This is a genomic window from Leptospira kobayashii (genome assembly GCF_003114835.2).
In the GTDB taxonomy this organism is placed as follows: domain Bacteria; phylum Spirochaetota; class Leptospiria; order Leptospirales; family Leptospiraceae; genus Leptospira_A; species Leptospira_A kobayashii.
Map to the genome: position 1 here is coordinate 2,853,774 of NZ_AP025028.1, position 15,835 is coordinate 2,869,608.

General features: G+C 41.9%; 4 protein-coding genes. All 4 read right to left on the minus strand.

Annotation, left to right across the window (positions count from 1 at the left end; all coding sequences use genetic code 11):
- Positions 1 to 7: 7 nt before the first annotated feature.
- Positions 8 to 6,016 (minus strand): TIGR04388 family protein, encoded by a 6,009-nt coding sequence (locus DI077_RS12845; RefSeq protein WP_109022559.1) that lies wholly within the window; start codon positions 6,014 to 6,016, stop codon positions 8 to 10.
- A 298-nt stretch (positions 6,017 to 6,314) separates the two neighbouring features.
- Positions 6,315 to 6,536 (minus strand): hypothetical protein, encoded by a 222-nt coding sequence (locus tag DI077_RS12850; protein ID WP_135354950.1) that lies wholly within the window; start codon positions 6,534 to 6,536, stop codon positions 6,315 to 6,317.
- Positions 6,533 to 7,192: a hypothetical protein gene (locus DI077_RS12855; protein WP_109022557.1), complete on the minus strand. Its 660-nt coding sequence runs from the start codon at positions 7,190 to 7,192 to the stop codon at positions 6,533 to 6,535. The genes DI077_RS12850 and DI077_RS12855 overlap by 4 nt, the downstream gene beginning before the upstream one ends.
- Positions 7,189 to 15,567: a TIGR04388 family protein gene (locus DI077_RS12860; protein ID WP_242935192.1), complete on the minus strand. Its 8,379-nt coding sequence runs from the start codon at positions 15,565 to 15,567 to the stop codon at positions 7,189 to 7,191. Before DI077_RS12860 ends, DI077_RS12855 begins: the two co-directional genes overlap by 4 nt.
- Positions 15,568 to 15,835: the final 268 nt, after the last annotated feature.

Consider the following 15,835-nt stretch of genomic DNA (forward strand, 5'->3'; position numbering starts at 1 on the left):
ATTATGTTTACTCATCTTTTTTCATCGGTGCAGTAAACTCGTTAGCCCCCTTTCCGGTAATTTCATATAACAACGACTGAGCTGTACCGATCACACCGAATCCAGCAGTCCCCAGTAAAGTAAATGCTGTTCCTATCGGACCGACGGATTGTTTGGTTGGGTTAGTGCTCCAATTTCTTCTAATCCAATGAATTTCATTCATATCTCTATCATGTTCCAAGGAAGCAACATCCGCCTGGTTGATACGCATACTTTTATCAAATCCTAAAAAATCGGTCCCCCAACCTGCACCACCAAACATTCCATAATCCGGTATTACAAGATCTAACACGGCCCTGCCTATTGCTCCGGGAAACCCTGTTGCATAACGTTCTCTCGGATCGTGTTTTTCATCGGTTCCGTTCAATATATTTTTTACTTCGGTAACTTCTTCCCCTTTCGGACTACCATACATATCCAATTGCCCGAGAGTTAAAATATTTGCCACATCCATTGTGGTAGTAACAAATGTTCCGATCAACCCCGCTCCTGCCGCAGCAACATCACGAACCAGAATATCCCCTAAATTATAAAATCCTTTCCCTATATCGGAAATTCCTTCCCGAATTGACCCAACCTTTCCTAAAGTTAAAACATTTGCAGTAGCGGATACCGTGCCTGCAAAAACATCGCCAACAGCACCTAACATTCCACCTATGACAGGAACCTTATGAAACCCGTCTCTTAAGGAAGAAGATCCTACAACTGCCAATTCTGCAACGCCTGTTCCGAGATCCGATAGAATTTCCCCTACATCACTTAAACCTCTCCCTAATTCAGAAATACCTGCGCGAAACGATCCTGCCTGACCCAATGTAACTACATCCGTTGCGGAAGATAGAGTTCCTGAAATGATATCGCCTCCAGCACCTAACAATTTTCCTACAAGCGGAACATTTCTTAATACATTTCCCAGACTCGAATTTTTTTCCGAAGAGACTGCAGCGCTTTGTGCGGCACTTATATTTTCTTGTGCCCAGCTCATTTCTCCCGCTTGAAAACCGTTTTCGGAGACGCTTCCTAATTTTACCCCATTGGTTTGCGCAGAGGCAACCAAACCGTCTTTGCCCATGTTCAAAGAAAAACCGGTTCTAGTGCCAGGGTCGGTATAACTCACTCCGGCGGAAACTCCTCCTCCGTTTAAATCGTAATTTGCAGATACGTTTGCTCCATCTAACGGTCCTTTGCCGCCATAATTCACACCAATCGAAGATGTTCCGCTCGTTGAATGATTAATGCTAAACTGAGTACCGAGAGGACCTCCGCTGGAAAGCGAAACGGAAGTAGCTCCTCTTTCTGAGAAAGAAATGGATGCATTATTTGTTTTATTTCCAAGTCCCAAGGAACCACCCCAACCGTTTTGTTTATCGTAAGTAACTCCGATTCCCAATCCTACTTTATCGCTTCCTTCCCTTAAAAGATCTGCGACCATGTTTCCCTGGAATGCTCCGGCTGTGACGACTCCTAAAACACCATTTGCCAAACCGGCTAGCGCACCCTTGGCACCGTTCCTTGTTCCATCCACTACTTGAACGGCAGCTTTGACAACGGCAGCACCGACGTTTGCCGCCACATTCGCACTGGCACCCACCGCGGAACCTATGGAACTCATCGCTCCCTGCAAACCTGCACCCAATGCCCCACCGGCACCTAACGTAGCAACGGTTACAATTGCAGTGATAACTGTTGAACGGGCCGCTTCTTTTTGCGCTTTTTTATCGGCTTTCTTTTGCAGTCTTTTTCCGTATTCTTGTCGAAATACAGTATTCGTTATGTCTTTGTCCCAACCTGTTGCTTTTACAATCTCATCCACAACAATTCGTTGTCCGACTTCCTTAATGATACCTTCTTTGTTTTTCCAAGTAGGTATTTGGGAAGAATAACTCAAACTACTTGCTTTCATCCCTAACATCTGATTTGCGTAAGCTTCCGATTGAATCTCCGACCAACTTGAATCCAGAGTGCCTGCATGATTCAATTGATTTCCCTGGCTGATCGCCTTTTGGATGTCTCTCTCCTTTGCACCGAAAGCAACGGCAGCAGTCTTAATGATTCCTCCTGCGATTCCGGTTATCTGAGAACTTATATTTGCAATCGGATTGGATCTGACTGCCCTCCGAGCTTTTTTAGCAGCCATACTTCCTTCATAATCAGTCAACATCTGACCTACGACGGAAGCGGGTAATCCGGAAGCAGTAGAGACAGCTTGTGTCGTATAACTTTTAATCAACGCCTTTTCGTTGGCTCGTATTTCCTGGTATGTAGTTTTCGCTCCGTTGATTCGATCCAACTTTGCATCTACCGCTTTTGACCCAAATACGGTCTTTGCACCGGAAATCGCAAGCCCGGTTACCAATGCATTCGTAGCACCGCTCAAACCGAAAGTCATTACATTCCCTATTTCATTCATCGCCGCATATGTTTTGGTCGCGATGTTTCCGATAGAACGAACTGGATCTTTGATCGACATGGTATTCGCTCTTTTTTTAATATTATTCGCCTGCATACGACCACGCACAAGGCCGACCATGTCGGATAACATTTGTATTTCCTGATCGCTTCCGCCTGTAGCACGAATGAATGCAGCCGCTAACTCCGTATTGATTTTATCCTCTACTTTATTTTTAAGCGCTGCCTGAACACCGGCCATACCTCCTGAGAGATAAGCCATAATCATATCCTTTAAGAAAGCATCTCTCTCTTCTGCAGCTTTCTTTTCGGCCTGAAAATTTTTCTCATTTTTCAATTCAACTTCACGAATGGACGCTGAGGCTTGGGTCAACATTTTAGAATCCCGATCCAAAGCTTTACTGAAAAAATCATTCATCACCGTGTTTGCCTGCGCGTCCACATCAGCCCATTCACTGTCTTCCCAGGCGTCAAACAGATCTTTGCCTTTCGGAGCGGTTACAGGGTTGATTTGAGATAAATTAATATGCCTAACTTCGTTTTGCGTCCCGCTTATATAAGTTCCCGCACTTTGCCCTCCTATCCTACCGTTGCTTATGATTTTTGATAAAGTGACTCCTCCGTTGTTATCATAAGCGATATCGAATTCTTTTTTCAAAAGATCCTGGCATTTGGAAGGATCCAGATAACAAGTGCCAGCTGTTTCTTTCTCTTCGTCGGTTAAAGTCAATCCTTCCGTCTGGCCAATTCGGATTTTTTCTTCACGGCTTAAGGACTTTACAATCATTCCGTTTTGGATTTCATATCCTTGGGATGCAAGTAGAGATATTTCGCTTTTAAACGTGTTATTGAAATCCTCCGATTGCAATTTAGACAATCGTTTCTCTTCCTCCTGACATGCCGCATAATGGGAACTACCTACTACGCAAAACCCCTCGAATTTCTGACCTGTGTATTCATAGTTCGCTTGTTTTTTGAGTATTGCATTTACCTGACTTGCAGTCAGATTCCCGATAGTTCCATTCAATTTCAAATTGCCGTTTTCATCCCACTTGGCACTCCATTTGGAATCCCAATCCACTGTATATGCCATTTGATTCACGATCTTCGACTGTTCCAGTTTTGCAGCAATGGAATTGTTTTCATTCATGGAAAGTATCTGAGAGAGCTGATACACTCCATTCGCAGTTTTTCCAAAAACATCTGTTAGTTCCTTTCCGTCGACGGTAATGCTTGTATCTACTTTTTTCTCATTAGCAGCATTCAATATACTGAACTTTTGAGTTGTGCCTCCGGAAGAAATGCCGACCGCATTGAATGCCGCCTGCTGAATCGAACCGACGAGCCCGCTTGCAAATCCTCCCGTAGAATTGGTGATTCCGTATCCTGAATTTGCATCAAGACTTCCGGTCACGCTTGCGTACATTCTGTCAGTAATCAGATCTCCGCTTTGCAATGCGGTATCAAATCCTATTCTATTGGAAACCTTCACAAAAGGATCTGCTCCCATTCCGCCGAATCCGGCTAACATGGAATCACTCTTAGTCGCAGGAATATCAGTGAACGTGAATTCGGTTTTACTCAATGTATCCAATTGACTAGTATAATTGTCCGATATGGATTTTGCTCCTGTAGCAATATGCAAATCCGTCACTGTTGATTTAAAAGTATTTTGGATAGCTCCCGATATGATATTGGCATCCTGAGTATTTTTCAACTCGGAGACTTTTGAATATAATTCTTCCCATTTATTCAGGCCTGCGTTTCTCTCTTCTTCCATTTTGCTAATCCATGCGGATTTTTTGGATTCCAAGTCCGACAATGATCTTTCATAATCCTCTTTCGCCTGCAGCTTCAAAGAATCGGAACTTACCTTCCATTGATCGTAGAACGAATTATAGCTGGCGACCTGCGCTTCCCAGTTTCCGATCGCAGGAGCGATCACATTTTTATACTGATTCAATTGACCGCTTAAAGATGTGAAATTTCCGCTCCAATAGGCGGACTGTGCATCCGCATTAGGATCATACATTTGATAGGCGACGTCATAACCGATCTGCCCCATCTGAAACCAATCCGTCCAAAAGAAGAAAGGTGGATAATATCGGTTAGCTCCCCAAGTCCAAGTGGCACCGTGATCTCGGTTCCAATTCATTTGAGTATTGCTTTCATTCAAATTTGCGATTCCGTCACTATTGATACCTCCTGCCCAATCGGTATAAACATTGGTGGCAAGAATACTTACCGTTCTCCCCCCACCTACGTAAGCTTCTACCATCCCCTTAATTCCATTCGTATCTCCATTGACGATCGCAAGTATCATCTCTTTAATTTGCGAATCTACAATTCCGGAAAAAGCGCCTGAAGAATCCCTTCTCCAAATACTCTGTTGGCTGCCGCTTACATTGCCAAACGAATACCAACCCGCATTCACAGCCTGGACATAGGAGGACAAATCACCTAATCCATATTTGGAGGTGGAATGAATCGAATTTTGTGTCGTAGTAATTTGTTTGGAATAATCAACTTGAGTTAAATGAGCTGAATTCGTTTGGTCAGCCAAAAAATTATTTATCTCCGTTGAAATCGTTGTAAGAACGTTTGAAGTATCCAGGCTTGCATTGGCTAACACCGCATTCAATCTTACCACCAAACCGTTCATAGTTTGACCTGCTGCATTCAACTGACCGTTATTCGCATCTCTATATAAGCAGGAAGAGGACTGGTTACAAGGTTGATCGAGCATTCCCTGAAACTGGCCGACAATTCCCCGAATCGCATCCTTCACAATCGACTTATAAGAATCGATCGCGGACAAATTGTCCGAAAAAGTCGCTTCCGAGTCATTCATGGATTGGATAAAGGAATCGTATTTATTTTGGATTGTTTCCAACGAACCTGCAAAATCATTCAAGCCGGATTGATACGTCTGATTGAAATTTGCATTCCAACTATTTGCAGCGGAAACAATTTGTTGTTGTAACTGACTTGCTTGAAAATTCGGATCCTGAGGCCCACTGAATGTTGCCTGCATCCCCAATCGACTCAAATAGGATTGATCCACCCGATTCGAATTCAATCTCGCTACGAACTCGTTTCTGTTTTCCAACATATGAAGATTCGCTTCATTTTCCCATTCGTTCATCGCAGCTATCTTTTGCGAATCCAGTTCTCTTTGCACATAATCCTTGTATGCATCGACACTATTAAACGAATCGTTTGTAGTTATGTTGGAAACGTAATCATATATCGCATTGTCGGCAGCCGCTTCCCAATAAGCACGCAACACTCCTTTATAATAATTTACCTGATCCGTCCAAGTCGCGGTATTGCCCAAAAAATAACTTTGGCCGTACACTTGGTTCATTAGATTTGCATTGTATTCTTCCAGTTGAAGTTGGGGGATAACTTCCTGAGATATGATTGTGCCGGTAAAAAACAGGGAAAACACGAAAGAAAATAGACACAAACCTGCCTGCATTTTGGTAATCGGCGAGTATTCCCGATGGAATTTGGATATTTTACTTCCATCGGCATGATCCATTTGCCTCTTCAAAACTGTTTTCATATGCAATACCTGTTATATTAAGAAGTCTTTACTTAAAAAATGAAACCGCCTTTGACCCGCTAAAGCTCAAACTTGTATCATTTTTTTTCTCACCTTGAAAGAAAATTTTGGAAATAATTTATAAATTATTCTTTTTTCGGACGAGTAAAGATGTACCAAATGGGATATCGTTTGTAGAAAATCAGAATTCAATAAAATCAGAAAAACAGAATATATTTAATTATAATTAATATTTTTATAATATATTAATATTTCTAATTTCAAAAAAAAATAAAATACCAGGATTTTGTATTTTTCATCATAAACAAAACATCACATTCATATGATTAGGTGAGGACTCAAAGGAAGGATAGTTAGCCTCTACCGGTTTTTTATGGGCGCCTCGGATTGATTCGATAATTCCGGATAATTCCTGATCCCCGACCGGGGGCTCTTCCGCGACTCCGCCGATCGCGGCTTCGGTCCTTCGGACGGCGGCCTTTGGCCGCCTCGCTCCGATCCCTGGCGCTGGGGAACTCACTCCATGTTTTCCCATTCTTCGTAAACATTATTCAATCTTGGTCGTGGACATCGTCCGACATATTCGCTTATGTAGTTACGTGGATATTTATTGTCAAAATCGGATGATAAAAATGTCCGCAAAACTAAAGGCTCCTTATCCTCATATAAAACTTTAATAACATAGTCGATATTATAAAAGATAATCGAGTTTGTTTCTGACGGCTCACCCAGATTTGTTAGAGAAAATTCGATCTTCGTTACTGGTTTTGAAAACAAATCATCGAAACCACAATAGATATCTTTACCATTTTTTTTATAATCACTGATCCATATATCAAAAGCCGCTTCCGTGATTCTTTTGTCCCCGAGTTTTGTACGAAGATCACCAGCCATTGTTGTACTCTTTACAATAGCTTCGAAATTTTTATTCTTTATGTCTTCTCTTAGCTTTATAATAAAAGGAACGACTTCCTTAATAGAAATCTCTCTTGGATCCATTTCATATTTTATAAAATCTTCTTCTGAACTTTTGTTTCTTATATAAAATATCCCAGGAGATAATTCCTCTCTTTCGGGCCCCTTGATCCAATCCTTACCATAGCGTTTCTTTTTGCAGCCATTGGAAGCAAATAGAAACAAACAAATGACTAATAATATTAATTTACTATATTTCATTTTGCCGATAGCTCTCGCAGAAAATAGTCCGCATTTACCAAATAACCGACTATCGTTTTTTTATCTTCGCCGTACATTGGCTCATAATAATCTTTACTGATTCCTATTGGCTCGTTTTTAGTTTGCACTTCCAAGTGCAAATGGGCTCCGGTGGAACTGCCTGTCGTCCCAAGCTCTCCAAAGGTTGTATTTCTAGTTATCAGATTTCCAGCGGTTGTATATTTTTCTGATGGTAGCTTATCCAAATGTTTATAAGTCACTTCATAAGCCTGGCCGTCGATTATCGTTTTCATCTTTACTGAATTTCCATTTGAACTAAAATTCTTTGCTATATCCTTCGGATCCCCAGTCGTCAACTCTCGAGGTAACATCGCTACCTCGGCAGCACTTAAATTTACACTTACCTTAACATTATTTTGAAATTCCAAACGATAAAAATTTCCGTCTTTGTACTGTACTCCTGTCTTCCTAAAGTCCGTCGGTTTAAACTCGGAGTCTATCTCTAATAATTTCTCATTTGATAATCGATTCCCCTTTGAATCATAAAAGCCTGCTGTATCCGTCTCTGCATTCAAATACACTACTCCAGCATTCAATAGTTTCTGAGAACTTGGAATATAAATTGATTGTCCTTTGGTAGAATCAATGATAGTTCCGTCGGTAATGCTTCGAATAGGATCCCCTATCCTACCCCCGATATCAACTCCTTTATGGGGATTCCCCGTTACGTATTCGTAAATATCATGACCACGGCCATAACCATCCCAACCAAAACTTGAATTGTATGTTATAGTTCGCCCTGTACCCGCAGGGTTGATCACTCCGTCGGGAAGAGTAAGCTCCCTTTTGGCATTGGATAGATATTTACTTACTTCGGCTACATTGATGTTATTTAATCGCTCTGATAGAAATTTAACCTTAGCCTCTCGAGCTTCAAGAGACTTACTCATTGAGTCCAATTGCTCTAGTTTAGCAGCATTCAAAGGAGTCTTTGAGAGTGCTTCGATTATTTCCTTATGGATTCGTTCTTTGGTATCAGATATTGCATTCAGTTCAGTGACTGCATCATCTTTCATACGAATTAAATAATTCGCTACAGATTCTCCCTCTTTCATCATGATCACATTGGTAGAAATATTCTTGTCAAGTGCCTTACTTTTTACTTCCAATTGCCCAATTTCTTTTCTAATACTTGCCTTTTGTTCTTTAGTTAGATTCGATGCTTGTAAATCCGCTTCTAACTTTGATTTCCGATCAGCAAGGTCCAGCCTCTGATCAAAAATATCTTTTCTTGAAGATACATTTTGAGCTACATAATTATCAAACAATTCCTTATTATTCAAAACTGCCTTCAACGCGATACTCGCTTGAGTTTTGTCAAGCTGATCCGGGTTATGACTTTGGTTATTATCGATAATGACACGATTCAATGTTTCGTTAGATTTTGCCCTCGCTTCATTTTGTTTGATTTCCAACCACTTGACCATTGATTCTTTATCTGCCTTCAACTCAGTAATGACTGTTTTAATTGCATTTTCTCTGATCATTTGGGAATCTGAATTATCAGTTATAGAAGACTGATTTTTTCCTTCAATTCCAGATCTAACCATGGCGTCCTTTAACATTATGAAATAAGTTCTTGCCTGACTCGGCACAGTAACATCTGACAATATTTTATCTATCAACGCAGGATTATCCATATAACGCATTACATCCGTATCTGTCTTTACTGATCCGAGTATTCTGTCAATGTCTGATATCAATTTATTATTATTTTCTATAATACTGCGGACTGACTTCAACTTATTAGCATTTGTCTCCCCAACCAACATTTTTTCGACGATTGCTTGCTTTGCTTTTAAAGATTCCGATGTGACTCCGTAGTCAGTTTTCTTAAACACCACAGTGCCATCTTTTGCGGTGGCTGAATTAAGTTGCGTCTTATATTCACTAATTTGCGCATCAATTCCGGCATTTGCTTTTGCCAGTTTGTTCTCTGCAGCTTTTAATTCTTTCGGATTCAGTTGAGCTGTTACAGTTTTGAGATTGCTTTCGGTCTTTGCTAAAGTGGCTCTTAGTGCTTTAATTTCAGCGTCACTTTCCTTATAGCCATCGGACAATTTCTTGTCTATTTCTCTATGAAGATCGAATTGTTTCGTCAATAACTCAGGTTTCTGAGCCCGTAGTTTTTTATATTCCTCTGTCGATTTGATTTCCGCGATCTTTGCCGTAGCATCTATTTTGTCCTTCAGATACTTTTTACCAGAATCCGTTTGGGAAAGGATTCTTTCTGTCTCCGGATGCAGGCCGGAGGATCCTTTCGGTATTTCTTGTGCTGATAAACCAGGAGCAACCAATGCTTCTATAAATCTTCCCGTTGTGTTCAATCCATCCCCAATAGCTTTAAGGAATTTATCTTTCAGATTCGGTTCACCGGTTACTTTATCTTTTTTAGGTTTCTTAACAACTGTTGTTTCTTCTTTCTTAGTCTCTACCGCCAATTTCTTCTTAGGCGTCTTGACATCTCCCTCTTTCATCAATTTCTTAATTTGCTCGCTCGCTTCACGAGCAGCATTTCGATCAGCAGTGACACCGGAAGTTCCGTTATCAGCTATCTCCGGATTAGCATTATAGCGAATGATTTCAAATTGTTTGTATAGCGCTTCTTGCTTCGGTGTGAGTTTGTTTTCGTAAGCTAGTTCTTGCAGTTTTCCATATAACTCTTTTTCTTCTTTAGTTAATCTATAATCCTGCGTAGAATCCGAATCGTCCTCCGGCTTATCTCCTCCCCCCTCTTCATCTTCCTTCCTTCTCGCCACAACTTCCGTAACCCGAGGAGTGCTTTCACTACCATTCGAAGATCCATTACCACCTAATCCTACAAAAGCGATTGCTCCGGCTGCCAAAGATGCAAGCGCAGTGCCAGTAATTGCTTCTATATCAATCGGCTGAGGAGTTTGCTCATTTGCTAATTTACCCATTTCTTCCGCAGACATTTTATCCAATCGCTCTTGAGTATAAGGTTTGCCTTCCTTATCTTTTAAACCAAGTAACGTTTGTTCCGTTTCCGCAATCTCTGCTAACTCGGCACGGTCTGTGTCACTCATTGCGTCTATCTGTTCCTGACTATAACCTGCCTTACGTAAGGTTCCGCTTTCTTTTAATTTATCCGTTCTATCTTGCGCCAAATTAATATTTTGCTCGGCCCAATTCATCTCATCCATATTGAACCCGTCTGGTCCGTTTGTTGCGATGTTCACACCGTTGATTTGGGAAGAAGTGGATAATCCGTTCCGATCGATTGTAGAAGTAAGTCCCAAACCTGTGCCCGGATTCGTATAACCGATGCTTCCGGAAAAACCTCCCCCATTAATATCGTAGTTCGCTCCTAAATTCCAACCTTCTCTAGGCCCTTTACCTGCATTATAATTCACACCTATGGATGTGGCTCCGTTCGTTGTGGTACTTGCCGTTACTTGCAACCCTTTAACACCCGATATATTCATTGACCCGGAAATAGTAGTGTCCCCTCTTTGAGAAAAGCTGATGGATGCATTAGCGGTACCTCCTCCGATCCCGATCATTCCTCCCCAACCGTTTTGTTTGTCATAACTCACTCCCAAACCTACGGCAGAGTTTTGTAGGAAAGAACTTGCAGTGCTCCCCAATGAAGATGTGAAACTGGAACCTATATCAAAAGCACCGGATGCTCCCATAACTCCCAAAGCACCGTTTGCAGCACCGGCGAGTGCTCCTTCCCATCCATTCCTTGCACCATCCACAACTTGAATCGCACCTTTAATAATGGCGGCACCAACATTGGCACCACCGCCGACAATACCGCCTACTGCGTTCATTGCGCCTTGCATTGCTGAACCTAAAGCACCAGCTGCCCCCAACGTCAGAGCGGTAGTAACGGCGGTTATAGCAGTAGACTTGATTGCTGCGTTTTGAGCCTTCTTATCCGCTTTCTTCTGTTTTATCCTGCCGTATTCTTTTCGGAACAAAGCATTGGTTACATCCTTATCCCATCCGGTAGCAGCCGCTAGTTGATCCACCACCATACGTTGCCCGAGTTCTTCTACGATTCCTTCCTTATCTTTAGGAGTGGAAGAAGTATAACTGAGCGCTCCCAATTTCATACCGAACATTTGGTTGGTGTATGCTTCATTCCGCAATTCATCCGCAGTAACATCCAAATTCCCCGAATAGAGTATTTTATTTCCGTCGCTCAACATCTCCTGGATGTCTCTTTCTTTTGCTCCGAATGCAACTGCCGCGGTTTTAATGATTCCCCCCACTGCACCGACTACTTGGGAACCTATGTTCGCGAGTGGATTTGCATTAACAGCTCTTCTAGCTTTTTTAGCTTTCTGTGAACCTACATAGTCATTCACCAAATTGTTTGCCACTTCAGGAGGCAAACCGGTTGACTTGGCAATTGCCTGAGATGCATAATTTTTTATGATGGACTCTTCGTTTGCTTTGATTTCACTCATAGCATTTTTGGCACCGAGCATCTTTTCCGATTGTTCGCCTATATAGTCTGCCGCTTTCTTCGTGGCTTCGGCTGCCAACATAGTTGTAGGGCTTAAAATTGCTCCGATGGTATTTCCAAGAGGGCCTAAAGCCCTTGTGACTGATCCGATTGTATCCGATACCACCCCCGCGACCTTCGTTACAATTCCGGTTCCAACAGCTAACACAGCTCCTGCGGCTCCGAAAGTAACGTTATTTGCAACTTCCATTACAGTGCTGAAAGATTTACTGACCATATTTTCCAAAGAACGGATCGGGTTACTGATGGACATCGTATTGGCTCTTTTTTTCATCTTGTCAGCCTGCATACGTCCTCGCACAAGACTGATTAAGTCGGCAACCTTTTGTATGTCCGCTTCACTTCCTCCTGTACCTCGGATAAATGCTTCGGCAAGTCCTGAGTTGATTTTATCTTCGATCTGACTTTTAATGGAAGCAGTGACTCCGGCCATCCCTCCGGAAATATAAGCCATAACCAATTCTTTGATCATCTCATCGGTTTCTTCTTGTACTGCTTTCTTTTGTTGGAATAATTTTTCGTTTTTGGATTCGACATCACGAATGACCGAAGTTGCCTGCGTAAGCATCTTGGAATCCTGTGCCAGGCTCTTCGTATAAAAATCATTCATCACTTGGCTTGCTTGAGTATCTATATCATTCCAAACGTCTTGCCCCCATTCCGCAAACAAGTCGGTGCCTTTAGGGGCTACCACAGGTGCTACTTTGGAAAGACTGATGTATCTGGATTCGGTTTGCGTTCCGGAGATATACTGCCCCGCATTGTTTGTGCCTCCGATGCTTCCATTACTAATGATCTTGGATAATGTAACTCCACCGGTTTTATCGTAAGAAATAGTAAATTCCTGTTTGAGCAAATCCTTACACTTGGAAGGGTCCACATAACATACACTTGCTGTTTGTTTCTCAGTATCGGTTAAAGTCAATCCTTCCGTTTGTCCCAATCTGATTTTATCCTCACGGGAAAGGGATTTAACGATCATTCCATTTTGGATCTCATAACCTTGGGCGGCGAGTTTGTCTATATCCGATTGGAATTTCGCTTTGTAATCATCCGACTGAAGTTTGGACATCCTTTGTTCTTCCGCCTGACAAGCAGCATAATCCGTTGTTCCTGCAATACAGAACTGATCGAATTTTAGACCTTTGTATTCGTAGGTGGATAATTTCTTTAGAATATCGGTTACTTCCTGGTTGGAGAGATTCCCTATGGTTCCGTTTAATTTCAAAGAACCTGTCTCATCCAATTTAGCACTCCATTTGGAATCCCAATTCACCTGATATGCCATTTGATTGACCGCTTTTTCCTGTTCCGCCTTTGCCGCACTGGAATTGTTTTCGTTAAGAGAAAGCAGCTGAGAATATTGATAAACACCATTCGCCGTTTTCCCAAAAACTTCTGTTAGGTCCTTGCCATCGACACTCAGACTGGTATCTATTTTCTTTTCATTCGCAGCACCTAGAATGCTGAATTTTTGCGTAGTAAAGGATGTTTCTCCTCCCGCAACATCCGTATTTTTCGGAGTGATTCCGGTGGAATTAAAAGCTGCTTGCTGCAAAGAACCGAAAGTTCCGTTGGAGAAACCTCCCGTAGAAGCACCGATTCCATATCGGATGGTCGAGTCGGAGATATCATTAAACGCTTGTTTGATTCCACCGGAAAATGCAAGTTTATTTCCCAGCTCGCCTTTTGTTATGTTTCCAATGGAATAATCCGCTCCTAAATTTCCAATCTGAGCGAAAGGATCCAATTGTTTTTGAATTCCGGTATCGGCAAGAGCGGGCTCGTATCTTTTTGTAGTGTCTGTAAATGTAAATTCAGTACTAGCCAAAGTATCCAATTTATTATTATAATTATCCAATATGGACTGGGTGCCTGTTGCGATATTAATTCCTGAGGAGACGGAACTATTTACAGCTTGAATGGAACTTGCGACCGATTGTGCATTCTGTCCGCCTGACGAAGAAGCGTTTGAATACAACTGATCCCATTGGTTCAATCCCGCATTTCTTTCCGCTTCCATCTGATTCAACCAAGCTGATTTTTTACTCTCCAAATCCGCCATAGAGTTTTCATAATCAGCTTGTGCCTGGGCTTTCAAAGCATCTGCACTTGTTTTCCACTGTTCGTAAAACGAATTATAGCTCGCCACCTGCGATTCCCAATTTCCTATAGCAGGCGTTATATTATTTTGATATTGAGCCAATTGGCCGTTGAGAGAAGTGTAATTTCCATTCCAATAAGTTGCCAATGCTTGTGCGTTCGGATCGTACATTTCATAAACTACCTGATAACCGATCCTACCCATCTGGAACCAGTTGATCCAATAAGCGGGAGGACTTACGATAAACCTTTCTGCACCCCAATTCCAAGTGGCGGCCCCGTCCCGGTTTAAATTCATTTCGGTATTCAGTGCGCGGAAATAAGCCCATCCGTCTCCGTTGGAGCCGCCGTTCCAATCCGTATAAACATTCGTTGCAAGAACCGTTGCAGTCCTACCGCCACCTATTTGAGATTCGATGATTCCTTTGATATTGGCGCTGTTTCCGTTGGTAATCGATCTGATCATGGTCTCGATGAATGGATCCACAATACCTGAAAATATACCGCTCGTATCAACTCTCCATTGTGAAGTTTGCGAAGACTGCAAATCATAGAATGAAAGAGTCCCGTTATTCACTGCAGTAATCAAACTGCTTACATTTCCTAATCCGTAAGTCGAAGGAGGGTTCAACGATGTTTGAGTCGTAGTCACCTGATTGGAATAATCAATTTGCGTTAGTCGGGCCGCGTTTGTCTGATTGGACAGAAAGCTGTTGATTTCGGAGGAAATAGTAGTAAGCACATTGGAAGAATCCAGGTTTTGATTGTTCAAAACCGTATTGAGTCTTGCAACCAGATCGTTCAATGTCTGACCGGCCGTATTCAATCCTCCGTTGTTTCCGTCACGATAGAGACAAGAGGTAGCTTGGTTGCAAGGTTGATCGATCATTCCCTGGAATTGACCGACCATTCCCCTGATCGCATCTTTAACAACTGTTTTGTACGAATCGATAGCGGACAAATTGTCCGTAAAAGTCGCTTCCGAATCATTCATCGATTGCAGGAAGGAGTCGTATTTGTTTTGAATCGTATTTAAAGAATTGGCAAAATCGTTCAAACCCGCTTGATAACTTTGATTGAAATTCGTATTCCAATTATTGGCAGCGGAAGCTATTTGTCTCTGTAATTCCTGGGTGCTTGCATTCGGATCCTGCGGTTGGTTGAAAGTTCCTTGAATTCCCAAACGACTCAAATAAGACTGATCCACCCGGTCGGTATTCAATTTCAATACAAACTCGTTTCTATTTTCCAGTAATTGAAGATTCGCCTGATTTTCCCAAATATTCAACGCGGCGATCTTTTGCGAGTCCAGCTCTTTGAAAACATAGTCTTTATAAGCATCCACGGAATTGAAAGCATCGCTCGTTGTAATGCTATCCACATAATTGTAAATAGCATCATCCGCAGCAGCTTCCCAGTATGCCCGAAGCACTCCTTTGTAATAAGTCACTTGATCCGTCCAGGCACTTAATGAATTTAAAAAATAACTCTGACCATATACCTGATTCATTAAATTAGAGTTATACGCTTCCATCTGCAGTTGAGGGATCACCTCCTGAGATGCGATGGAGCCGGCAAACAGTAGGGAAAAAAGAAAGGCGAAAAGACTGAGACTTGCCTGGATTTTGGTAGTAAGCGAATACGAATCCTCTGCGACTGATAAAGTTTCTTCCTGAAGAGAAGGTTTTACTTTTTTAGAGAGAGTAGTGAACATACTTTTAACCCTTAAACGTAGTTAACCTACGATTTTACAAACTAGACACAAATATCTTAATATAGTCAAAAAAAACATTTTATGAGTGATTTTTTTTGCGTGAAAAAAATTCGATTTTTTCATAAAAAAACCACGGAGAATGCAATAAATTATTTTCTCGGGATTTCGGTTCAGTATTTGTCTTGGAACAACCGACGAAAAGCGAATGGCTTTGGGGTGCCTCTGGTCGCATCGCTACGATCGCTGGCGAGGGGGAACTCATTTCAGA

Excerpts from the sequence above, each read along its gene's own strand:
- DI077_RS12860 (WP_242935192.1), bottom strand. The coding sequence starts at position 15,567 with ATGTTCACTACTCTCTCTAAAAAAGTAAAACCTTCTCTTCAGGAAGAA.
- DI077_RS12845 (WP_109022559.1), bottom strand. The coding sequence starts at position 6,016 with ATGAAAACAGTTTTGAAGAGGCAAATGGATCATGCCGATGGAAGTAAA.
- DI077_RS12855 (WP_109022557.1), bottom strand. The coding sequence starts at position 7,192 with ATGAAATATAGTAAATTAATATTATTAGTCATTTGTTTGTTTCTATTT.